Here is a 22,617-nt window from a genome sequence, read left to right as displayed (position 1 = left end):
TATTTAAAGAGGTAATAACTATGAAGGTAACAATAAAGGAAGTGGCTAAACTAGCTGGTGTGGCCACATCTACAGTGTCAAGAGTAATATCTGACAGCCCAAGAATAAGCGATGAAACTAAAAAAAATGTTAAAGAGGCAATGGAGGAACTTGAATATCATCCAAATGCCATTGCCAGAAGTCTTGTTAATAAATCTACAAAAACCATTGGCATTGTTATGCCTCAATCAACTCAAATGGCTTTCCTGAATCCTTTCTTCCCGGAAGCCCTGAGTGGTATTGCTGCAGCTGCACATGAACAGGGATACTGCATTCTTCTTTCCACTGGGAATAATGATGATGAACAATTGGAATCAATAAGCAACATTGCCATGGGGGGAATGGTAGATGGCATTATTATAATGTATTCCTCTGTGGATAATGTTATACTGGATACTGTGAGAAGATTAAAATTACCTGTATTAATAATTGGTAAACCCATGAAAGCTAAGGGAGTGCTTTATGTTGATAATGATAATGTGGAGGCATGCTATAATGTAACTGAAAAGCTTATAAAAAAAGGGCATAAGAATATTGCATTACTAGGAGGAAAATTAAAATTAATAGTTTCATTAGACAGATTAGATGGATATAGGAATGCATTATTAAAATACAAAATACCTTTTGCAAGGGAGCTCATTAAGGAATGCGAATTCACAAAGGAATGCGGCTATCTGAAAATGAAAGAGCTGCTTCAGCTAAAAGATATTCCTACAGCGGTGGTAGCTACCGATGATGTTATGGCATTTGGTGCTATGGATGCTATTAAAGAAGCAGGACTTAAAATACCGGAGGATATAGAAATTATAAGTTTCAATAATGTTCCCCTGGCTGAATTCGTTAAACCTTCACTGACTTCAGTTGATATAAATGCACCAATGCTTGGATATGAGTCTGCAAGGCTGATGATAGGAAAAATAAAAGGCAGTACTAAAGAGAATAAAGTAATTGTACCAACTAAGCTGATATACAGGGAATCATTTTTGGATTCAAATAAACAGTAATTTATTATTTTTTAGGAGAAATAAAATAGTTTATAATCTTATATGCAAATGTACTCAGGTATGATATAATATAATCACAAGAAAGCAGTGACTATATTTGAGTAAGAACTATAGGCCTAAAGAATTTGCTGAATTATTAAAGGTAGTTATATATACAAGGGTTTCAACTTCTAATCAAAAAGATGATTTAAAAAATCAAGTTATATTTCTTAAACAATATGCTAATGCAAAAGGAATTATTGTAGATGAAGTGATTGAAGATTATGGGAGTGGATTGAATTATAATCGCAAAAATGGGATAAACTTATTGATGAGTGAAGGACATCAGTAATCTCAATACTTCATGTTTTTAGCTGCAGAATTTATGGCTTAAGAAAGTATAAAAAAAATAAAGGAAGATGAAGAAGTTGAAAAAAGCATACAAAACAGAAATTAAACCAACAGAAGAGCAGATAATAAAAATTCATCGAACAATTGGTGTAAGCAGGTTCGTATATAACTTTTATGTTGCACATAATAAAGAAGTTTATGAAAAAGAAAAAAAATTTGTTAACGGCATGGATTTTTCTAAATGGCTTAACAATGAGTATATTCCTAGCAATGTAGATAAACTTTGGATAAAAGAAGTATCTTCTAAAGCAGTTAAACAGGCTATTATGAGTGGAGAAAAAGCTTTTAAGAAGTTCTTCAAAGGTGAAGCTGGCTTCCCAAAATTCAAGAAAAAGAAAAACCAAGACGCTAAAGCCTACTTCCCTAAAAACAATAAAACTGATTGGACTATTGAAAGGCATAGAATTAAAATACCAACTTTAGGCTGGATTAGACTCAAAGAATACGGCTATATACCAACTAATGGCAGAATAACCAGTGGTACAGTAAGTCAGAAAGCTGATAGATATTATGTTTCTGTATTAGTTGATGAAGATACTAAAACAAACAATAAAACTACATCTATTGGAATAGGCATCGATTTGGGGATTAAAGAATTTGCAGTTTATTCTAATGGAATAACTAAAAAGAATATTAATAAGACTATAAAAGTTAAGAAAATTGAAAAGAAACTGAAACGTGAGCAAAGAAAACTTTCAAGAAAATATGAAAATTTAAAATTAAGAAATAAAAAAGAGAAGGGGGAAACTACTCGTCAAAATATCCAAAAACAAATAGTCAAGGTGCAAAAACTTCATCAAAGACTTACGAATATTAGAACCGATTATATTAATAAGATTGTGCATGAGTTAATAAAGCAAAAACCAAGCTTTATAACAATAGAAGATTTGAATGTAAGAGGAATGATGAAGAATAGACATTTAGCAAAGGCAGTTGCACAGCAAAAGTTTTATGAATTTAGAATTAAACTTATTTCAAAAAGTAAACAAGATGGTATTGAAGTAAGAATAGTTGATAGATTTTATCCAAGTAGTAAAACCTGTAGTTGCTGCGGCAGGATTAAGAAAGATTTAAAACTATCAGATAGGGTGTATAAATGTGATAATTGCAATACTTCTATTGATAGGGATTTAAATGCTTCAATCAATTTAGCTAATGCTAAAGAATATAAGATAGCTTAATTAAACAAGCGCTTATATGTGTACCGAAGGCTATTTCGGGAATTTACGCCTGTGGAGTGCTATACAAACTGTAGTAGCTTAGGCAAGGCAGGGTACAATGAAACAGGAATTTTCTCAGTATGGGTACATTTGACCATATTTTGAGTAGCAGGGTACCAATGAAAATTGACATAATAATTTCAACTGATGATATAAAGGAATCAAAGATTAAGGATAAATCTGCTGTTGTAATTGATATGCTAAGGGCTACTTCAGTGATTACTACAGCTATAGCAAATGGATGTACAGCTGTTATACCTGTATTGACAATAGAAGAAGCCTTTTCAATAGCTAACAAAGATAGGGACAAGTACATATTAGGCGGAGAAAGAAGAGCTGTTAAAATAGATGGGTTTGACTGCGCAAATTCACCATTGGAGTATACTGAAAATGTGGTTAAAAATAAAACTGTAGTAATGACCACAACTAATGGGACAAGGGCTATAAAGGGATGTGAAGGTGCTAAAAATATAATCATAGCAGCAATGATAAATTCCAATGCTGTGGCTAATAAGGTAATCAAATTAGATAATGATGTAACTATAGTAAATGCCGGAACTTATGGACAGTTTTCAATTGATGATTTTATATGCAGCGGATATATTATTGATTGTATTTTAAAAAAGGCACCTTATACCGAACTTACTGATGTAGCAAAAACAGCTCATTATATTTACAGCCAGAATAAGGGAATATACGGATTTATAGAAAAAGCAAGTCATTACAAAACTATAAAAAGATTAAATCTGGAAGATGATCTGGAATATTGCTGCAAGAAGGATACTACTACAGTTGTACCAGAATACAAAGATGGTATAATTGTGAATACAAGCTCTATAGGTGAACAAGCTATTTAACTTAAAATGGGGCTGTCGCATTAGCATAAAAAAATATGCTAACGCGGCAGCATTTTTTTTGTGTTTTATAGAAAATTTAATGATATTTTAGTCCCCAATGAGCTTGATAATTAAAAAAAGACGCACTTTAATAAGCCTTTCATATTAAGGCTTTTTTTGATTTGCAGAGTTTTTAAAATTTTAAAGTTTGATAATTATGCACCTTTTTTAAGTGGAAAAAGATGCGTTTCAGTTCTATCTAACTGAATTTTATTATGTAGCTTATTTATATTATGTGCCATTGCTAACAAAATACTTTCTGCCAAAACATTCTTTTTACCTTTGCATAGATATCTACGAAATCCCATATCCTGTTTTATCTCTCCAAAAGAGCCTTCGGCTTGAATACTTCGATTCATTCTCAACTCGCAACCATCATCACTTATAATTCTTTCAAGATCCTCTTTGCGAAGCATGTTGAATAGTTTTGAAGTCTCAAGATTTTTAACCCTTTCTTCTAATGGCGTTTTACAGTTATGTCCTCTTATGCATTTACTCTTGTAAACACAGTTACTGCAGTCCTCACAAGTATAGATTGTTTTTTCACTTATATAGCCAGTCTTACTTTTCCTTTTTACTATTTTATTTACTGTTAGTTTCTTATTATTTTTGCAAGTATAATAATCGCCCAATTCAGTATAATCCATGTTTTCTATTCTGCTTATATCATGTTTATATTTTCTTGTTTTTGATATTTCATAATTTGCTGGTTTAATATATGATAGCTGTCCATTTTCTTTGATATAAAGATAATTTTCTTCACTCTCGTAACCTGAATCCGCATCAATTTTAAAATACTTAAAGTACAAGGAATTCTCCATGCTTTTTATAAATGGAATCAATGTTGTTGTGTCCCCAGGCTTATCGCAAACAGTAACCCATACTATATATTGGGAATCTACTCCATTCTGAACATTGTAACCTGGTTTTAACTGACCATTTTTCATAGCATCCTCTTTCATCCTCATAAAGGTTGCATCTTTATCTGTCTTGGAATAGCTATTACGTTTACCGCAGGTATGGATTTTCTGTGTATATTCTTTTAACTTTCTAAGGTATTCCTCAAGTTTTTCAATAGAACGTTGAATAGGAGTTTTCCTTTTACCACATCCATGTACAAATTCAATATTTTCTTCCTTTTTCAAGGCGTAAAGCTTTTTGCGTAGCTTTTTTACATGTTTCATTTTTACTTTGTTTTCGTATACAAGCTTTATTCCATACAATTCCTCACATTCGGCTACAAAATCAGCTAATTTAGAAAGTAATCTCTCCAGGTTTTTTGAAACTGCTTTTTTCCAGACGAAAGTATACTTGTTAGCACATGCCTCTATCTTTGTACCATCAATAAATATAGTATCTCCTGATATTTCTCCAATCTCATAAAGAAAATTTGACATTTCAGCCATTATTGTTTCTGAGCACGGGGCAAAATGAATACTACGAAATCTTGCAAAAGTAGAATGATCTGGTGCTGGTGAACCTTCTAAAAGGTACATGAAATTTACATCTCTTTTGCAGGATAGCTCCATTGCTCTTGATGAATAATTATGATTCATATAGGAGTAAAGTACAATCTTCAGCATCTGACGTGGCGTAGCCTGATTTTCCCTTATTCGGGAATAAGTCGAATATAAATCTGTTAAATCCATCTCCTCTACAAATTGACTTAGCAAACGCACTGAATCATTATTGGGAATCATGTACTCAATATTTAATGGAAGTTTTAATTGATAATTTCCACGATATAAAGTATAATTTTTGTGTGAATTAATGTATTTTCTCATATGTTAATTTTACTATAAATCTTTCACTCTTTCGAGTGGAAGATTTATTTTTATGTAAAAAAGCTGCCGCACCAATTATTTTAGTGCAACAGCCCCATTTTTATATTATTTAAACTACCTGAAGTATATAAAATTTAAGATAATATGACTCATCAGAATTCCATAATATTGGGTGATCACAGGCCTGAGTCCTGAACTCAACCTGCCTTAGCATCCTTCTGGCATCCTTAGCAGCATCTTTTATAGTTTCACTGAATAACTGGGGATCCATAAAATGAGAACATGAGCATGTAACCAGAAAACCACCCGGTTTTACCATTTTTATGCCCCTTAAATTTATCTCTTTGTAACCTCTCACTGCACCTTTAACTGTTGATTTAGACTTGGTAAATGCAGGAGGATCCAGGATTACCACATCGTACTTTCTGCCCTCTTTTGACCATTCATGAAGAACATCAAATGCATTGTGGCATTCAAACTTAACAATGTTAGATAAATTGTTTAATTCTGCATTTTTCTTTGCATCTTCAATAGCTAAATTAGATATATCCAGTCCTAAAACACTTCTTGCACCAGCAATTCCAGCGTTTAGTGCAAATGATCCTGTATGGGTAAAACAATCTAATACATCGGCATTTCTGCATATTTTGTGAATTGATTTCCTGTTTTCTTTTTGATCCAGGAAGAAACCAGTTTTCTGTCCGTTTTCAATATCCACAATATATTTAACGCCATTTTCTACTATTTGAATTTTGGTATCAAAAGCATCAGAAAGGAATCCCTTTCTTTGTTCCATGCCTTCCAGTTCACGTACTCTCACGTCGCTTCTTTCATATATTCCCTTAGCATTAAAATCTTCATTTAATATTTTAACAATTATATCTTTATATTTATCTATACCTAATGCTAATGATTGTATAACATAATAGTCCTCATATTTATCAATAATAAGTCCAGGAAGAAAATCAGCTTCTCCAAATAAAACCCTGCAGCTTGAGGTATCAATTACCTTCTTTCTATATTCCCAGGCACTTAACAGCCTTTTTCGAAAAAAGTCCTCATTTATGTCTTCATCAATATCCCTTGTCATTATTCTAAGAGCGATCTTAGAAACATCATTTATGTATGCCTTCCCAATAAAATCATTTTTGAAATTATATACCTCTACAATGTCACCATTAGTATATTCACCATCATAACCTTCGATCTCATTTGAGTAAATCCATGGATGACCATTCTCGGCCTTTAGCCCTTTTCCTCTATATAAGTAAAATTTACAAGCCATATAAGTTACCTCCAAGTTTATTTCCTTAAGTAGTATACCACAACAGTAAATTATATAGTAGTTTTATATATAAAGTATTATTGCCGCTATTTTATTTTTAGGACAAGTTATGCCAAAAAGGAATACAGTATTACTAATGGAATATGTAAATTTTACCATAATCATGATACAATGAATATTGGAATATTATGAAAATTAATTAAATTAAATTAAGGGGGTAAATATTATGAACAAAAGGTTAAAAGCTACAGTATGTGCAGCAGTAGTAACATGTTCATTTTTGGCTGTGCAAGGTACCATAAATGTAAGTCCGGTTGGCGTGGATGTTGTTTCAGCAGCTACAAATGGAACTCCAACAGCTCCAACGCCAGCACCAGCCCCGCCAAAGAATACATCAACCGGTAGTAAAGCCAATTACGGATCAACAAATTCTTCAGTTTTACTTAGAATAGGTTCTTCAGGAAGTGCTGTTAAATCACTACAATCCAATCTTAATAATTATGGGTATAAGCTTAATGTTGATGGCTTTTTTGGACCATTAACCTTAAATGCAGTTAAGGACTTCCAGAAGCAGCATGGTCTTGCAGTTGATGGAATAGTTGGACCAAATACGTATGGAGAATTAAATCCAACTACACCAACAGCTGTACTTGGAAGAGGCAGCTCAGGAAGCGGTGTTAGATATCTTCAGGAGAACCTGAATAAGGCTGGATATAGCCTTAATGTTGACGGCATCTTTGGATCATTAACATTAAATGCAGTTAAAAACTTTCAGAAATCAAATGGCCTTGCAGTTGATGGACTAGCTGGCCCGAAAACCTTTGCAGCGTTAAATGCAAAAGTAACTGCTGTTGTACCACCAGCACCAACAACTCCAACAACTCCGGAAAAGCCAGCACCACAGCCTCCAGTGGATGTGGTATCAGCTGCTTCTATAGTTGATAATGCAGATGCATTCCAAAAGGCCATAGCACCAAAATCAAAGGGCGGCAAATGGATTATTTCTATAACAAAAAATGTGACAACAGATAAAGCACTGGTTCTTGACGGACAGTTTGTAAACACAAAAACTCCACCAGCTATTCAGCGTAAAATAGCCCTTTATTCACAGGATGATAAACATGTCGTAACTGGCAGATTTACTTTAACAGCTCCAAAATTAACTATTTTAAGTCCATATGCAAGTATTGAACATGGAAACTTCAAGGGCGACATTTATGTGTCAGCACCTTATTTCAAGTTAATTAATGCCAATATTGATGGTAATATCTACTTTACTAATAAGGCAGCTAAAGATACATTTAAAATAGATGATAAAGCTGGCGACGATAAAACAGCTATAACAGGAAAACAGGAATTAAAATTAAATTCGGATGTGGATGTTGAAACATCAGCTTCAATAGTAAATAATAATGATGCTTTTGAAAAAGCAATAAGCAAAGATGGAAAGTGGATTATTGCAGTTCTTGACAATTTAACTTTTAATAAAGAAATTGTTTTAGATGGAACATTTAATAACACAAAAACTCCACCAGTTCAGCAGAGAAAAATAGCTCTTTATGCACACAATGATAATAAGGTTACTGATGGAAGATTTATGATAACAGCACCTAAACTAACAGTTAATAGTCCAAGCGCAAGTATTGAACATGGAGTTTTCAAAGGAGATATTTATGTTTCAGCACCAAACTTTAAGCTGGTTGATGCTATTGTTGATGGAAATATATATTTTACTTCTTCTGAATATAAATCTACATTCAAAATGGATGCAGACAGCACCATAACAGGACAGCAATGGTTAACAACTAAATAAAAGGTTAAAAAGAGGTTTTACCATAAAAACAATATGGCAAAACCTCTTTTATAAGTTAAAATATCTTTTAGATAATCTTGGCTTAGTTAGCAAATTTAAAGTCACTTCCCAGGTTTGAAATCTTATCCTTAAAACCTTTTGATGTATATATTTTATTGTCAGTTCCTGTAATTTCACAGGATACACCTTCCAAATTATCAACAAACTGAATGCCCTTCTGTGGTCCCAGAACAAAAACTGTAGTAGTTAGGATATCAGCTACCATATTTTTATCTGGTACTTTGTTGTCTATTACTATTGTATCAGACATTACCCCGGTATCTGCGGGGTACCCGGTAGATGGGTTAATTATATGGTGATATCTTTTGCCATCCTTTATGAAAAATCTTTCATAATCACCAGAGGTAGACAGTGCCTGATTTGAAATTCTTATAATTCCTAAATAAGTGCTGCTGTCATCATTTCTAGGATGTTTGATTCCAACTGACCAAGGCTTACCATCCTGATTTGTGCCAACTGCATATATGGTGCTGGAGCCTAAATTAATAAGACCTTTTTTAATTTCGTATTTGTCATATATTTTAAGCACTTCATCAGCAGCAAAGCCTTTAGCAAGGCCCCCCAAATCAATAGCCATTCCTTCTTTCTGGAGCATAACACTATTATCTGATTTATTAATGCTGATATTATTATATCCTACTAGTGAAAGCTTTGTTTTTATTTCAGGGCCAGAAGGCAGTCTCTCTTTATCTGTTCCAATACCCCATAGATTTATTATTGGGCCAGTAGTTATATCAAATGCACCACCGCTGAGTTTTGAGTACCTTATTGATGTTTCTATCATCTTAATAATCTCAGGATGTACTTTTACATACTCTTTTCCTGCTGCAGCATTAATTTTATAAACATCGCTTGTACTTATGGTAGTGCTTGCAAGTTTGTCAATCTCATCCAGCCTTTTGAAACTTTCATCCACAGCAGTCTTTGCGTTGGTACCATAGGCTTTTAGAGTTATAACAGTATCCATCATTGTATTTGTCTGCTCATAAGGCTGATCATCTGGATGCTGAGAGGTTGTCCCACTTGATTTACTGCCTCTGCTGCAGGACACAAGAAACATTAGTGATAAAGCACAGATTAGTAATGCTTTGAATATCCTTTTCATATTTTTCCCCCATTTTTTTATAGTATGTTTTTTGTAAAATTAATAACATAGAATTATTCTATGTTATTAACTTTTCTGATTTTATTTTATCACACTGCAGCCAGCCTTTATTATTGATTTCCGTCTCACATAGAAATGATACCTGAAACCAGGTAACACCTGAAACTTCTGCACTATCATGAATATTCACCACAGTTTCAGCTTCTAAATCAGCTAATATAATGGAGTCCTCCATAGGGCATAAATATAATCTGCATTTCCTGCAGGTGGTTCCAATTTCAAATGGCGGTTCCATATATTTAATTTTAATATTTTGCGAAGTATGATCATTTTTTATTATTTTGTTTTTTAATCTGTCATTTTGTGTTCGTAGTAATATTATCTGTTTATGCTGATCAGACATTTTATTTGCAAAATAGTAGGATATGCTTAATGCGGCACATAATAATAAAATGAATAAGAACAACAGCATAAAGCGTCCTCCAAATAAATTATATATTATATTATATTCGTATAAGATAACATTATTACATCATTTCCAGAAGTTCATTATATTCAAAAATATAGCTGTCAGCTTTTTCTATAATGTCTTTCATTTGATTTTTAGAATAAAAATCATGGACACCGATAACTTTTGCACCTGAGGCTTTTGCTCCTATTATAGCAGGTAAAATATCCTCAAAGACAACACATTCATAAGGGGCAAGTCCTAATTTTTTAGCTGCTAATAAATATACATCAGGAAAATTTTTATTTCTTTTTACTTCATCTGTAGTAGTAATGGAATCAAAAAGATTATATACATCATTGCTTTTTAATGCAGCCTCAATTAGAGTTAAGCTATTACTTGACGCAACAGAAATTTTAATATTTTTTGCTTTTAATATATTTAAAAACTTCTTTACTCCTGGTTTAAGTTTTACATTTTTAGAGTATTCATCAAAGGCCATACGGTTCCATTCCTCCTGTATATTTTCTACAGAGTCAGAAATATTAAATCTATCTTTAAAATATTCAGCTGTTTCATTGAAACTTAAATGCCCTATATTATCATATAAATCTTCTGGTACCTCAGTTCCCCTCTTCTTTAAATAATCCCTGTCAATTCTGCTCCATACCCACATAGAGTCAATTATAGTGCCATCCATGTCAAAGATGGCACCTTTTATGTTGTCAAACATTAGCAAACATCTTCTTTCTATCTATATTAATAGAAAAATACAAACTGAGGTTACAGAACCTAAAATAGAACCTGCAAAAACATGTGTAGGATAGTAAACACCCAAATACATTCTGGATATTCCTACTTAGAATTAGAATTCCCTTTCAAATATTTTTGTTTTATCTTCTTTTTTATAATCTTCAACAGTATTAATCTTAAGCTTGTGTAGAATTTCATTCATGCAGTTACTATCAACGGCTACAGTGATTTCAGAATTATTAGCAAATTCATTTACAAACTCAGTACCTTGTTCTTTTGGAATAAGTGCCTTAGGACCACCAACGCATCCACCGATACAGCCCATTCCTTCGATAAAATTAGCATCTACCTGACCATTTTGTGCTTTTGACAATATTTCTTTGCATTCTTTTACACCATTTGCCTGAATTGCTTTAAATAGTTTATATTTCTCGGGAAATAATCTTTCAACTGCATCTTTAACAGCTATGGAAACTCCACCGGTTCTTGCATATAATCTTCCGCCCTTTGATGCATATTCAGATGATGTGTCAGGACTAAGCTTACCTGGATCAACATTAAGACTTTTGAAAGTATCTTTAACTTCGGAAAATGTAAGAACAAAATCAATATCTCCAATTAAATCCTCATTCTTAGCTTCTGCTTTTTTAGCAATGCATGGGCCTACAAAGACAACTTTACAATCTGGATTTAAATATTTAAGCACCCTTCCAGCAGCAATCATTGGAGAAACTGATGGTGAAACGTACTTAACCATATCGTTGTAAACTCTTTTAAGCATGCCAACCCACATAGGGCAGCAGCATGAAGTAATCATTAAATCATCTTTGTCTTTTACATGATGGTCAAATTCTATTGCTTCTTTTAGTGTAAGCATATCAGCAAAGAATGCTACTTCAATCATATCTGTAAAGCCGATTTTTTTAAATGCAGATCTCATTTGATCAATGGAAACATCAGAACCAAACTGGCCAACAATAGCTGGAGCCACTGCAGCAATTACAGGTGTATTACCTTTTAATAAATTAATAAGAGGTATAAACTCAACTTTATCTAGTATACCTCCACTTGGACAAGCATCAACACAAAATCCACAATCAGCGCACTTATCATTATCTATTCTTGTAGTATGCCTTTCAGTATCAATAAAGATAGCATCGAAAGGACAAGCTTTTTGACATGAAGTCTTTCCATCAGAATCCACGCAATCCATTGAGCAGGATTTGACATGGTTTACAATCTTATGTTTAGCTTCATATGTATGTATTGCATTTATTAAAGAATCTATGTAATTATCACTATTAAAATCAACTTCAACACCGCAAAGTGATGCAATAACATTCTTAAGCTGCTGTTTTTCAATTTCAGATGATTCTAACAATTCATTTACTGCTTTTTCAAAGTCATCATTATAATATGCTTTTACAATGGCTTTAAATAACTCACTATAGTTCTCTTTCATAAAATCACTCCTTTTATAGAAATTATCTGAAAATATTAGAAACTTTACAGAAAATATACGAAATGATGGTCGGGGTGACAAGGCTCGAACTTGCGTCCTTATGCTCCCGAAGCATACGCGCTCCCATCTGCGCTACACCCCGATAGATTTATTATATTAAATAAAATAACATAATTCAATAATATTATGATTATAAAAGAATAAATATTGGAATTTTAATATGGTTTTTTAAATTTAAAGAGAGTTGTAAAAACAACTCTCTTGGTCGGGGTGACAGGGATTGAACCTGCGACCTCATGGTCCCAAACCACGCGCGCTCCCATCTGCGCTACACCCCGGCAACAGTTTTTATTATAACTGCTGCACATAAAAAAATCAATGATAATTTATGTATATACTTTTCAAAAAACACACTGCATAGATTTCAAAGTATATATTACTGTTTGCTTTTTTCATCCCCTGCACCACGTGTTGGCACTGTTGACATTAAAAATCCAACTAAAATGGATAAAACACCCGGTGATATTATATTTATATATGAAATATATCTGGTTTTATAAAGTATTAATGCAATAATACCAGTAACAGAAATTGATACTATAAATAAAACTATAATAAATCTTGACATGGAGCTAAAAAACTTTTCATATAATCTATGTCGTGTTGGACCGCTGATTACACTTCTAAAAATGAAGTAGGCTGCTAAAATTAATATCAGGTCCGCAAATGCAGATATAATGAAATTTTTCATATAAAAAAACCTCCTCATTTGGTTTGTATCATTATTATCCCCATTTTGAGAAGGTTTTACACTATTATTTATTTAAAAACATTTCTCCAACTTTGTAGATATCTCCTGCTCCTATAGTAAGTATAATATCGCCAGAAGCTGCTTCCTTATTAAGATATTCAACTATGCTGTTAAAATCATTAAAGTTTATGCACCTGACTCCAAGCTCTCTGATTTTATCTCCAAGGATTTTTGAGCTTATAATGCCTGTATCCTTTTCACGGGCAGCATAGATATCTGCCAACAGCAAGGTGTCAGTATTAAAAAATGATTTAGAAAAATCATCTAATAAAGCAAGAGTTCTTGAATAGGTATGAGGCTGGAAAACACTAAATATTTTATTATGAGGAAAATTTAAAGCTGCAGTAAGTGTTGCTTTTATTTCAGTAGGATGATGAGCATAGTCATCAATAACTGTAATACCATTTTTAACACCTTTGATTTCAAATCTCCTATGTGTGCCGCCGAAGGTCTCCAATCCTTTTATAGCTGAATCCATAGGGATTTTTAATACATATGCGCAGCTAAGACTTGCCAGAGCATTTAAAATGTTATGCTTTCCCGGTACATTTAAATGAACTTTACCTATAACATTATTGTTATGAACCACATCAAAAGCTGCATTTCCTAATGAATCAAATACTATATTTGCTGCAGTGAAATCACCTGAGGTTAAACCAAAGGTTATTATGCTGCAATTTACTTTTTTAATGATATTTTGAATTCTTTCATCTTCGTTGTTTGCAATTAAATACCCCTCATCAGGAATAAGCTTTGCAAAATGATAAAAGGCATCTTCAATATCATCTAAATCCTTGTAAAAATCCAAGTGATCTGCATCGATATTCAATATAATGCCAATATAAGGGAAAAAGCTTAAAAAAGATTTTTTGTATTCACAGGCTTCAGTTATAAAATATTCACTGCTGCCTGTTCTTACATTTCCATTTATCAGATCTAACTCTCCACCAACCAGTATTGTAGGATCTAAATCAGCATGAACAGTTATGTGAGATAACATGGATGTTGTAGTAGTTTTACCATGAGTACCAGAAACAGCTACGTTATACTTATGGCCATTCATAATTTTACCTAAAAATTCAGCTCTGGTAAGTAATGGTATATTTAATTTCCTGGCATTTAAAAGTTCTTCATTATCCTGTGCTATAGCAGCTGTATATACCACTAAATTTGAATTAATAACATTTTCTGCTTTATGACCTATATAAATCTCAGCTCCCATGGACTGCAGTTTTAAAGTTGTCTCAGAAACTTTCATGTCTGATCCGGAAACTTTATAACCTTTCTGAAGAAGTATTTCAGCAAGCCCGCTCATACTTATTCCACCAATACCTATAAAATGAACTTTAGTTTCTTTGCTTGGAAGAAAATCTAATGACAAAATAACCAACTCCTCAATATTAATACCAAAACAATATAATTATTCTACTATATGATTTAAAGTAATGTATTATTTTAAAAATTATACATCTTTAATTATAATCAAATTTTAATAAAAAAAAACACAATAAAAAAACTTTTATTGATATACATGCGAAAAGTTAATGTTTAATTTTAACATCAATAAATAAGTATTGATAATAGCAGGGTTTTGTCATAAAATATGAATAATGAATTAAATAATATAAAAATTATTCGTAAAATCTAAAATGATGGGTGATAGAATGGAGAAATATACTAGGAACCAAAGGGTGGCAATAATAACCAAGGTTTTATTGGAGAATTCAAACACTATAATAAACCTAAATACTTTCACAGAAATGTTCAATGCTGCAAAATCTACAATAAGTGAGGATTTATATGTAATAAAAGATGTACTAAACAAACTTCATATGGGAAGAGTAGAGACTATTGCAGGAGCTGCAGGTGGAGTTAAATATGTATGCGGAATGTCATCTGAGGAAGTAATGGGATTCTGTGAAAGACTATGTATAACTTTACAGAATAAGGATAGAATAGTACCGGGAAACTTTCTTTATGTCAGCGATGTAATGTGCAATCCTGAGATAATAGCCAAGGCAGGTATTATTTTGTCCTCAAAATTTGATGATAAAAATGTTGATTATGTGGTAACTGTTGAAACAAAAGGGATTCCACTGGCTTATGAAGTTGCTAAAGACCTGGGAGTACAATTAGTGGTGGTTAGGCGGGATTCAAAGGTTACAGAAGGATCTACAGTTAATATTAATTATGTTTCTGGATCAAGTGGAAGAATTCAAAACATGACTTTATCAAAAAAGGCTATAAAAAAGGGAAGCAAATGTGTTTTTATAGATGATTTCATGAAGGCAGGAGGCACAACTATCGGCATAATAGATTTAATGAAGGAATTTGAAAGTGAAATTGTTGGTATAGGCATGCTTATAGATAACACTGACACAGAGAAGAAACTTATTAATGAATATGTATCCTTAGTAGATTTCAATGGTATAAACAAAAATGGCGAACCTGAAATTGTACCATCTAAATTTTTTAAATAACTAAATTTTCAAAAAAATTAATAATTTTTTAAAAAATAAGAAGGAAAAAACTAAAACGTAGAGAATAATATATATATTGAAGCATCTTGGAGGTGGATTTTAATGGTAATTACAGACGTAAGAGTTAGAAAGATTGCTGCAGAAGGTAAAATGAAGGCAATTGTTTCCGTAACCTTTGATAACGAGTTTGTTGTTCATGATATCAAAGTTATAGAAGGGCAAAACGGACTTTTCATTGCTATGCCAAGCAGAAAAACTCCTGATGGAGAGTTCAAGGACATAGCACATCCAATAAATACTCAAACCAGAGAAAAAATTCAAAAAGCTATTTTGGATGAGTATGAAAAGGTTAAGAATGAGGAAACAACTGAAGGAAAAGTTGAAGAGTAATAAAGGGGAGTAGAAATACTCCTTTTTATTATGGAGAAAATTATCTTTTATAGTTGAAAATAATCTATATATAAAATATAATATTATAGGGTGTTTACGAACATTAAGTACAAGTTATTTAAAATAATTAGCCTAATGAGGTGATAAAATGTATAAGTGTGCTATTATATTAGCAGCTGGTGAAGGAAAAAGAATGAAATCTAGTATGCCTAAAGTTCTGCACAAGGTGTGCGGGAAAGAAATGGTTAATCACGTAATAGATACATTAAAGGGAAGTCAGATAAATGATATAGATGTTATTGTAGGCAGAGGAGCAGATAAGGTAAAAGAAGCTACAAAATGCAGAAATGTTAACTACTCTTTTCAGGAAAAACAATTAGGTACAGGGCATGCAGTTATGTGTGCTGAGGATTTCCTTAATGGAAAGAAAGGAACTGTAGCTGTTTTTACAGGTGACGCTCCTTTAATTAAATCAGAAACTGTCATGAAACTTATGAACTACCATGAAGAAGGAGAATATAAAGCTGTAATATTAACTTCACTAGTTGATGATCCAACTGGATATGGCAGAATAATAAGAAAACAGAACGGCCAGGTTGACAGCATAGTTGAGCATAAAGACTGCAGTGCCGAAGAATTAAAAGTAGATGAAATTAATGCAGGAATGTACTGCTTTGATATAGAATGCCTTTTAAATGCATTAAAAAAGCTTAATAATAATAACGCTCAGGGAGAGTATTATCTCACTGATATTATTGGAATATTGAAAAATGAAGGATTAAAGGTAGGAGCCCTTCCTATCCCATTTGAAGAAACAATGGGTGTAAATTCAAGAACTCAGCTGTCAGATGTGGATAAGATAATGAGACTTAGAATTAATAAAAAACATATGGAAAATGGTGTAACAATAATTGATCCTGAAAATACATACATAAGTTCAGAGGCTGAAATACATAATGATACAATTATTTATCCAGGTAATTTTATAGAAGGAAATACGGTTATAAATAGTAACTGCATTTTATATCCTAATTCAAGGATAGTTAACAGCGTCATAGATCAGGGCGTATCAATTCAGTGCTCTGTTATAATTGAAAGCCATGTTGGCGAAAATACAACAGTAGGTCCTTATGCATATTTAAGACCAGAAACTGTCATAGGAAAATCAGCAAGAATAGGGGATTTTGTTGAAATTAAGAAATCTACTATTGGAGATGGAACCAAAGTATCTCATTTGACATATATAGGAGATGCTGAAGTTGGCAGTGGCTGTAACTTTGGATGCGGAACAGTAGTAGTTAATTATGACGGAAAAGTTAAGAATAAGACAATTATAGGTAATAATGTATTTATAGGTTGTAATACTAATTTAGTATCACCTGTTAAAGTAAATGATAATGCTTATACAGCCGCTGGATCTACAATAACAGAAGAAGTGCCTGATGGTGCTTTATCAATTGCAAGATCTAGGCAGACTAATATAGAGGGCTGGGTAGAAAAAAAAGGTTTGAAAAAATAATTAATTAACCTAAGGAGGACTAACAATGATAACTCATGGTAAAAACATTAAGATTTTTGCTGGAAATTCCCATCCTAAGTTGGCAAAGGAAATTGCTGACATTCTAGGTGTAAGTGTTGGAAACTCAAAAGTTTCCAGATTTAGTGATGGAGAAATATCAGTAGATATCAACGAAACCGTTAGAGGTACAGACGTTTTCGTAGTACAATCCACTAACTCACCTGTAAATGATAATTTAATGGAGCTGCTTATCATGATTGATGCTTTTAAAAGAGCATCTGCAGGAAGAATTACCGCAGTTATTCCATACTATGGATATGCAAGGCAGGACAGAAAGGCAAAGGCAAGAGATCCAATTACAGCTAAATTAGTTGCAGATTTAATTACAGCAGCAGGAGCAGACAGAGTACTTACAATTGACCTGCATGCGGCGCAGATTTCTGGTTATTTTAATATACCAGTAGATCACTTATTAGGTTCTCCAATACTTGCGAAATATTTTATAAAAAAGGGTTTTGCCGATAGAGATGATGTTGTTGTGGTATCTCCTGATCTTGGAAGTGTTACCAGAGCAAGAAAGTTTGCAGATAAGCTGCATGCACCAATAGCAATTATTGACAAGAGAAGACCAAAGGCAAATGTTTCTGAGATAATGAATATCATTGGAGATATTCAGGATAAAACAGTTATCCTTGTTGATGATATGATAGATACAGCAGGTACTATAACAAACGGAGCAAATGCACTAGTGCAAAGGGGAGCAAGAGAAGTTTATGCCTGCTGTACACATGCTGTTTTATCTGGCCCTGCTATTGAAAGAATAAAAAATTCGGCAATAAAAGAGTTAGTAATGTTAAATAGTATATGCTTACCAGAAGAAAAGATGCTTGATAAATTCACTATTTTATCTGTGGCACCATTGTTTGCAGAAGCTATTAAAAGAATATATGGAGATGAATCCGTAAGTAAATTATTCGAAGAATAATATAAATACTTTATATTAGCATTAGGGCATACTGTATAATTCAGTATGTCCTTTTAATCTTATTATATATTAAGTAAATAATTTGTAACTTTTATAAAATGGAACACATTGTGTATAGATTATATGGTAAATTAAATATATATGACTATTTAGGAGGAAAATTAAATGGATGGTAAAATCGGTAAAATTCTAATTGTTGATGATGACGAAAATATATGTGAAGTTATAAAAATGTATGTTGAAAGTGCCGGATATTCAACAAGGGTTTGCCATGATGGAAAAATAGCAGAAGAAATGTTTTTAGAATATAAGCCTGATTTAGTTTTACTTGACATAATGCTGCCTCATATAGATGGTATTGATGTTTTAAAGTGGATAAGAAAGGATTATTCAACATCTGTAATAATGCTTACTGCTAAGGGAGAAACTTTTGATAAGGTACTTGGATTGGAGCTGGGTGCAGATGATTATATAGTTAAGCCATTTGAACCAAAAGAACTGCTGGCCAGAGTCAAGGCAGTATTAAGAAGATATAATACGGATAATGATAATAAGGAGATAATTAAATTTCAGGATTTGACTATAGACATTAATTCATATTCAGTAGTTTATAATGGTAAAGAAATTAAAATGCCTCCAAAGGAATTTGAATTATTGTATTACCTTGCAAGCAATAAGAACAGGGTATTTACTAGGGAACAGCTGCTTTGTGAAGTATGGGGATATGATTATCCTGGAGATTCCAGAACAGTAGATGTTCATGTGAAAAGATTAAGAGAAAAATTAGAAAAGGGAGAAAACTGGCAGATAGAAACAGTATGGGGTGTTGGGTATAAGTTTGAGGTGAAATAGCAATGAAAAAAACCGTGTTTTCCAAAATGGTTATAACATTCACCGCAATAATTGCTGTTAGTTTTATTACTACTGCTGCTGTTCTGTCAATATGGTTTGACAGCTATTATTATAATCAGAGGAAATCTCAGCTTCTGGCTGAATCTAAATTAATAGGAAATGCAGCACAACAGTACATAGATCATGATATGTCTGCAGAAAAAATAAATGATATATTATCTTATATAGGCAATTATTTATCCACTAATATCTGGCTTGCAGATAATTATGGCTATGTTTATGCCGTTTCAAACAGCAGCCAAAATAAAATCTCTGTTAATCAGATACTTACAAGTGATTTAGAAGAACTTAGGCTAAATCATATTGTTGAAAAAAGAGGATTATATGGTGGTGCTTTTAAAACTCCTGTACACTCTTTGGAAATACCAATATTTTCTGATACGGGAACCTTCAAGGGTGCCATTATTATGCATACATCAATTGATGAAATTAAAGGACCTTTGAAAAGAGTGTACCTGATTATATGGATATCAGCTGTTCTGGCTATTGTAGCTTCTAATTTCGTTATTTATTTCTTCTCCCAGAAAATAATAATAAAACCATTAGCAAAGATTAATTATGTTGCTGACAAAATCTCAAAGGGAGAGGTTAATAAGAGAGTGGATATTAATTCCAATGACGAAATAGGAGAACTTGCTGAGTCTTTTAACTCTATGGCTGATTCATTAGAGAAAGTTGAAAAAAACAGAAGGGATTTTATTTCTAATGTGTCACATGAGATAAGATCACCTATAACATCTATTAAAGGTTTTATAAGCGGTATAATAGATGGAGTAATACCTAAAGATAAAGAAGTGTATTATTTAAAAATAGCTTATGAGGAGACTCAGAGACTTACCAGATTGGTAAATGAGCTATTAGATCTTTCCTCAATTGATGCTGGTCAGTTTAAATTAAAAATTGAGGAAATAGATATTAATGAAATAATAAGGTTAAGTGTTATAAAATTTGAAACGAAAATTAAAGATAAAAAATTAATTGTTGATGTGTGTTTTCAAAATGATAACTTGTATGTTTATGGTGATAAGGATAGAATAACACAAGTTGTTACCAATCTTTTGGATAATGCAATTAAATATGTTAAAGATGGCGGTACTGTTAATATAACTACCAGAACAAAGGGCAATAAAGCTCAGATTTCCATCTACAATAACGGGAACAATATTCCTGAAGAAGATATAAAGCATGTTTGGGATAGATTTTACAAAGGAGATAAATCCAGATCAAATAAAGTTAGTACAGGACTGGGGTTACCAATAGTAAGAAGCATACTGACTCAGCATGGTGAAGACATTTGGGTTGAAAACAAAATGCCTGAGGGAGTAGAATTTACTTTTACTTTAAAAACTGTGTCCAGATAGATTTGATTATATTGAAAAGCTGGGAGGTGTATTATGTTGGGAGATAGTGACTTAAATAAAGTTAAGGATGTTCAATGGGAAAGTGTATTAAATGAAGAAGGCAAAATCAAATTTCGAAATAATAACAGACATGGAAGAATTAAAGGATTTTTTAAATTAGTATGTATAATTATTGCATCAGCAGCCATAGGTGGAGCAGTAGGCGCATATATTGTTGATAAGAAGTACTCAGCAAGGGTGTTAACTCCTAACAATCAATCTATGTTTCAACAAGGAGATACTAAAACCGCAGATATACCTAAAAATGCAATCAATAAGGTAGCGGAAGCTGTAGGGCCTGCTGTAGTAGGTATAAGCAATAAGGTTGATGGTTTTTTCGGACCACAGGATGAAAGCAGCGGTTCTGGTATTATTTTTGACCCAAATGGGTATATTGTTACAAATAACCATGTAATTGCAGGATCTGAAAAAATAGTTGTAAGACTATCCAGCGGGAAAACCCTAGATGCAAAATTAGTAGGAGCTGATGCAAGGTCAGATTTAGCTGTTATTAAAGTAGAAGCTCAAAACCTTCCAGTAGCCAAATTTGGAGATTCATCTAAGGTAAAAGTGGGTGATTTAGCAATAGCAATAGGTAATCCTTTAGGTGAAGAATTTGCTGGAAGTGTAACTGCTGGAATTGTTAGTGCTCTAAATAGAAAAATTAGTTATCAGGGAGCAATTTATAAAGTTCTCCAAACTGATGCAGCTATTAATCCCGGCAATAGCGGCGGGGCATTGTGTAATGAGGCTGGAGAGGTTATAGGAATTAACAGCCTTAAATTGGGAACAGAGCAAGGTGCAGAGGGAATGGGATTTGCAATTTCTATAAATGAAACAAAAGATATTGTGAAATCATTAATGAACTATGGTAAAGTTGTAAGCAGACCATTTATAGGAATTTACGGACAAAGTATCATTTCTGATGCAAACAAAGTTCAGGGAGTATATGTTAAAGAGGTAGTTAAAGACAGCGGAGCTTATAAAGCTGGTATAAAGCCAACAGATATAATAGTAGAATTAGATGGAAAGAAAGTAACAAAGTTTGAAGATCTAGCGGATATAATTGATTCTCACAAAATTGGTGATACAGTATCATGCAAAGTATGGAGAAATGGCAAGATAGTTCAGTACAATATAGTTTTATCAGAAATGAAGGACACTAATAAATAGGAGACCATATAAGGTCTCTTATTTATTTAGATTTTAAAAGTATATATTATATAAAAAAAAGTGTATAATCAAAAAGTGGAATTTATTGTTTAGGAGTTGAAAAAGATGTATCTAATAGTTGGATTAGGCAATATAGGACGAGAATATGAAAAAACAAGACATAACGTTGGATTTGATACAATTGATTTATTAAGCAGAAAGTATAATATTGAATTAAATAGGGTAAAATTTAAAGGAATATATGGAGAGGGATATATAGGCAGAGAAAAGGTTCTATTGTTGAAACCATCAACATATATGAATTTAAGTGGTGAAAGTGTCAGGGAGGCAGTAAATTTTTATAAAATTGATTTAGATAAAATAATAATAATATATGATGACATAAGCATTCCTGTAGGAAGGTTGAGAATAAGAGGCAAAGGTAGTGCAGGCGGTCATAATGGAATAAAAAATATAATATTAAACCTTGGTACAGATTCATTTCCAAGAATAAAAATTGGAGTTGGACAGCCAAAGGAAAATCTAGTTTCATATGTACTTGGAAGGTTCTCTGAAGAAGAAAGAAAGGTTTTAGATGAGACCTTAGAAACAGCATTATTGGCTGTAGAGGAAATAATGGAGACTAGTTTAGAAGAAGCAATGAATAAATATAATGGATATAAAGCGGAGTAGGTTAGGGGGCGGAATT

At 32.6% G+C, this 22,617-nt stretch carries 20 protein-coding genes, 2 tRNA genes and 1 pseudogene; 13 read left to right on the top strand and 10 right to left on the bottom strand.

Features of this window, described 5'->3' with window-relative positions; all coding sequences use genetic code 11:
• The first annotated feature begins 20 nt into the window (after positions 1-20).
• The 4 genes and pseudogenes from EQM05_RS15115 (at position 21) to EQM05_RS15100 (ending at position 3,510) form a co-directional block, all read left to right on the top strand.
• Positions 21-1,043 carry a LacI family DNA-binding transcriptional regulator gene (locus EQM05_RS15115; protein ID WP_128750902.1) on the top strand — a complete coding sequence of 341 codons (1,023 nt, stop codon included), beginning with the start codon at positions 21-23 and terminating at the stop codon, positions 1,041-1,043.
• Between the two features lie 145 nt (positions 1,044-1,188).
• A pseudogene (locus EQM05_RS16390) lies at positions 1,189-1,479 on the top strand (recombinase family protein); the annotation flags it as partial.
• Positions 1,442-2,614 (top strand): RNA-guided endonuclease TnpB family protein, encoded by a 1,173-nt coding sequence (locus EQM05_RS15105; RefSeq protein ID WP_205694149.1) that lies wholly within the window; start codon positions 1,442-1,444, stop codon positions 2,612-2,614. The pseudogene EQM05_RS16390 and the gene EQM05_RS15105, both read left to right, overlap by 38 nt.
• Before the next feature lie 158 nt (positions 2,615-2,772).
• Positions 2,773-3,510 (top strand): 2-phosphosulfolactate phosphatase family protein, encoded by a 738-nt coding sequence (locus EQM05_RS15100; protein WP_128750900.1) that lies wholly within the window; start codon positions 2,773-2,775, stop codon positions 3,508-3,510.
• A 194-nt stretch (positions 3,511-3,704) separates the two neighbouring features.
• On the opposite strand, the gene EQM05_RS15095 is transcribed toward EQM05_RS15100, so the two are convergent.
• Complete coding sequence (locus EQM05_RS15095; RefSeq protein WP_128748411.1) at positions 3,705-5,333, bottom strand: IS1182 family transposase; 1,629 nt, start codon at positions 5,331-5,333, stop codon at positions 3,705-3,707.
• A 109-nt stretch (positions 5,334-5,442) separates the two neighbouring features.
• A complete protein-coding gene (locus EQM05_RS15090) occupies positions 5,443-6,618 on the bottom strand; it encodes a class I SAM-dependent rRNA methyltransferase (RefSeq protein ID WP_128750899.1) in 1,176 nt (391 codons plus the stop codon).
• 226 nt (positions 6,619-6,844) lie between these two features.
• On the opposite strand from EQM05_RS15090, the gene EQM05_RS15085 reads away from it, so the two are divergent.
• On the top strand, positions 6,845-8,431 hold the full coding sequence (locus EQM05_RS15085; protein WP_128750898.1) for a peptidoglycan-binding protein: 1,587 nt from the start codon (positions 6,845-6,847) through the stop codon (positions 8,429-8,431).
• 82 nt (positions 8,432-8,513) lie between these two features.
• Here EQM05_RS15085 and EQM05_RS15080 read toward each other — a convergent pair whose 3' ends face one another.
• From EQM05_RS15080 to murC, 8 genes are all read right to left on the bottom strand, one after another.
• Positions 8,514-9,596: an FAD:protein FMN transferase gene (locus tag EQM05_RS15080; protein WP_128750897.1), complete on the bottom strand. Its 1,083-nt coding sequence runs from the start codon at positions 9,594-9,596 to the stop codon at positions 8,514-8,516.
• Positions 9,597-9,654: 58 nt separating this feature from the next.
• A complete protein-coding gene (locus EQM05_RS15075) occupies positions 9,655-10,068 on the bottom strand; it encodes a hypothetical protein (protein WP_128750896.1) in 414 nt (137 codons plus the stop codon).
• A 55-nt stretch (positions 10,069-10,123) separates the two neighbouring features.
• Positions 10,124-10,777, bottom strand: coding sequence for an HAD family phosphatase (locus tag EQM05_RS15070; protein ID WP_128750895.1), 654 nt, complete (start codon positions 10,775-10,777; stop codon positions 10,124-10,126).
• 132 nt (positions 10,778-10,909) lie between these two features.
• Positions 10,910-12,259, bottom strand: coding sequence for a [Fe-Fe] hydrogenase large subunit C-terminal domain-containing protein (locus tag EQM05_RS15060; protein WP_128750894.1), 1,350 nt, complete (start codon positions 12,257-12,259; stop codon positions 10,910-10,912).
• A 66-nt stretch (positions 12,260-12,325) separates the two neighbouring features.
• Positions 12,326-12,401: transfer RNA gene (locus EQM05_RS15055), tRNA-Pro, on the bottom strand.
• Between the two features lie 120 nt (positions 12,402-12,521).
• Positions 12,522-12,597, bottom strand: a tRNA-Pro gene (locus tag EQM05_RS15050).
• Positions 12,598-12,695: 98 nt separating this feature from the next.
• Positions 12,696-13,010, bottom strand: coding sequence for a hypothetical protein (locus EQM05_RS15045; RefSeq protein WP_128750893.1), 315 nt, complete (start codon positions 13,008-13,010; stop codon positions 12,696-12,698).
• 64 nt (positions 13,011-13,074) lie between these two features.
• Positions 13,075-14,451, bottom strand: coding sequence for a UDP-N-acetylmuramate--L-alanine ligase (murC, locus tag EQM05_RS15040; RefSeq protein ID WP_128750892.1), 1,377 nt, complete (start codon positions 14,449-14,451; stop codon positions 13,075-13,077).
• 283 nt (positions 14,452-14,734) lie between these two features.
• On the opposite strand from murC, the gene purR reads away from it, so the two are divergent.
• The 8 genes from purR to pth all read left to right on the top strand — a co-directional run bounded on the left by purR (position 14,735) and on the right by pth (position 22,601).
• Positions 14,735-15,550, top strand: coding sequence for a pur operon repressor (gene purR, locus EQM05_RS15035; RefSeq protein WP_128750891.1), 816 nt, complete (start codon positions 14,735-14,737; stop codon positions 15,548-15,550).
• Positions 15,551-15,652: 102 nt separating this feature from the next.
• Positions 15,653-15,940: a septation regulator SpoVG gene (spoVG, locus tag EQM05_RS15030; protein WP_128750890.1), complete on the top strand. Its 288-nt coding sequence runs from the start codon at positions 15,653-15,655 to the stop codon at positions 15,938-15,940.
• 148 nt (positions 15,941-16,088) lie between these two features.
• Positions 16,089-17,459 (top strand): bifunctional UDP-N-acetylglucosamine diphosphorylase/glucosamine-1-phosphate N-acetyltransferase GlmU, encoded by a 1,371-nt coding sequence (gene glmU, locus EQM05_RS15025; protein ID WP_128750889.1) that lies wholly within the window; start codon positions 16,089-16,091, stop codon positions 17,457-17,459.
• Between the two features lie 25 nt (positions 17,460-17,484).
• Positions 17,485-18,444: a ribose-phosphate diphosphokinase gene (locus EQM05_RS15020; RefSeq protein ID WP_128750888.1), complete on the top strand. Its 960-nt coding sequence runs from the start codon at positions 17,485-17,487 to the stop codon at positions 18,442-18,444.
• Between the two features lie 165 nt (positions 18,445-18,609).
• Positions 18,610-19,296: a response regulator transcription factor gene (locus tag EQM05_RS15015; RefSeq protein WP_128750887.1), complete on the top strand. Its 687-nt coding sequence runs from the start codon at positions 18,610-18,612 to the stop codon at positions 19,294-19,296.
• 2 nt (positions 19,297-19,298) lie between these two features.
• Positions 19,299-20,717, top strand: a complete 1,419-nt coding sequence (locus EQM05_RS15010) for a HAMP domain-containing sensor histidine kinase (RefSeq protein ID WP_128750886.1) — start codon at positions 19,299-19,301, stop codon at positions 20,715-20,717.
• 36 nt (positions 20,718-20,753) lie between these two features.
• Positions 20,754-21,929 (top strand): trypsin-like peptidase domain-containing protein, encoded by a 1,176-nt coding sequence (locus EQM05_RS15005; protein WP_128751141.1) that lies wholly within the window; start codon positions 20,754-20,756, stop codon positions 21,927-21,929.
• Between the two features lie 105 nt (positions 21,930-22,034).
• Positions 22,035-22,601, top strand: coding sequence for an aminoacyl-tRNA hydrolase (pth, locus tag EQM05_RS15000; protein WP_128750885.1), 567 nt, complete (start codon positions 22,035-22,037; stop codon positions 22,599-22,601).
• The last annotated feature ends 16 nt before the right edge of the window (positions 22,602-22,617 follow it).

This window comes from Clostridium sp. JN-9 (genome assembly GCF_004103695.1).
In the GTDB taxonomy this organism is placed as follows: domain Bacteria; phylum Bacillota; class Clostridia; order Clostridiales; family Clostridiaceae; genus JN-9.
This window is presented reverse-complemented; position numbering and strand designations above follow the sequence as displayed.

Coding starts and splice junctions, on each gene's coding strand:
- EQM05_RS15115 (WP_128750902.1), top strand. CDS start 21: ATGAAGGTAACAATAAAGGAAGTGGCTAAACTAGCTGGTGTGGCCACA.
- EQM05_RS15105 (WP_205694149.1), top strand. CDS start 1,442: ATGAAGAAGTTGAAAAAAGCATACAAAACAGAAATTAAACCAACAGAA.
- EQM05_RS15100 (WP_128750900.1), top strand. CDS start 2,773: ATGAAAATTGACATAATAATTTCAACTGATGATATAAAGGAATCAAAG.
- EQM05_RS15095 (WP_128748411.1), bottom strand. CDS start 5,333: ATGAGAAAATACATTAATTCACACAAAAATTATACTTTATATCGTGGA.
- EQM05_RS15090 (WP_128750899.1), bottom strand. CDS start 6,618: ATGGCTTGTAAATTTTACTTATATAGAGGAAAAGGGCTAAAGGCCGAG.
- EQM05_RS15085 (WP_128750898.1), top strand. CDS start 6,845: ATGAACAAAAGGTTAAAAGCTACAGTATGTGCAGCAGTAGTAACATGT.
- EQM05_RS15080 (WP_128750897.1), bottom strand. CDS start 9,596: ATGAAAAGGATATTCAAAGCATTACTAATCTGTGCTTTATCACTAATG.
- EQM05_RS15075 (WP_128750896.1), bottom strand. CDS start 10,068: ATGCTGTTGTTCTTATTCATTTTATTATTATGTGCCGCATTAAGCATA.
- EQM05_RS15070 (WP_128750895.1), bottom strand. CDS start 10,777: ATGTTTGACAACATAAAAGGTGCCATCTTTGACATGGATGGCACTATA.
- EQM05_RS15060 (WP_128750894.1), bottom strand. CDS start 12,259: ATGAAAGAGAACTATAGTGAGTTATTTAAAGCCATTGTAAAAGCATAT.
- EQM05_RS15045 (WP_128750893.1), bottom strand. CDS start 13,010: ATGAAAAATTTCATTATATCTGCATTTGCGGACCTGATATTAATTTTA.
- purR (WP_128750891.1), top strand. CDS start 14,735: ATGGAGAAATATACTAGGAACCAAAGGGTGGCAATAATAACCAAGGTT.
- spoVG (WP_128750890.1), top strand. CDS start 15,653: ATGGTAATTACAGACGTAAGAGTTAGAAAGATTGCTGCAGAAGGTAAA.
- glmU (WP_128750889.1), top strand. CDS start 16,089: ATGTATAAGTGTGCTATTATATTAGCAGCTGGTGAAGGAAAAAGAATG.
- EQM05_RS15020 (WP_128750888.1), top strand. CDS start 17,485: ATGATAACTCATGGTAAAAACATTAAGATTTTTGCTGGAAATTCCCAT.
- EQM05_RS15015 (WP_128750887.1), top strand. CDS start 18,610: ATGGATGGTAAAATCGGTAAAATTCTAATTGTTGATGATGACGAAAAT.
- EQM05_RS15010 (WP_128750886.1), top strand. CDS start 19,299: ATGAAAAAAACCGTGTTTTCCAAAATGGTTATAACATTCACCGCAATA.
- pth (WP_128750885.1), top strand. CDS start 22,035: ATGTATCTAATAGTTGGATTAGGCAATATAGGACGAGAATATGAAAAA.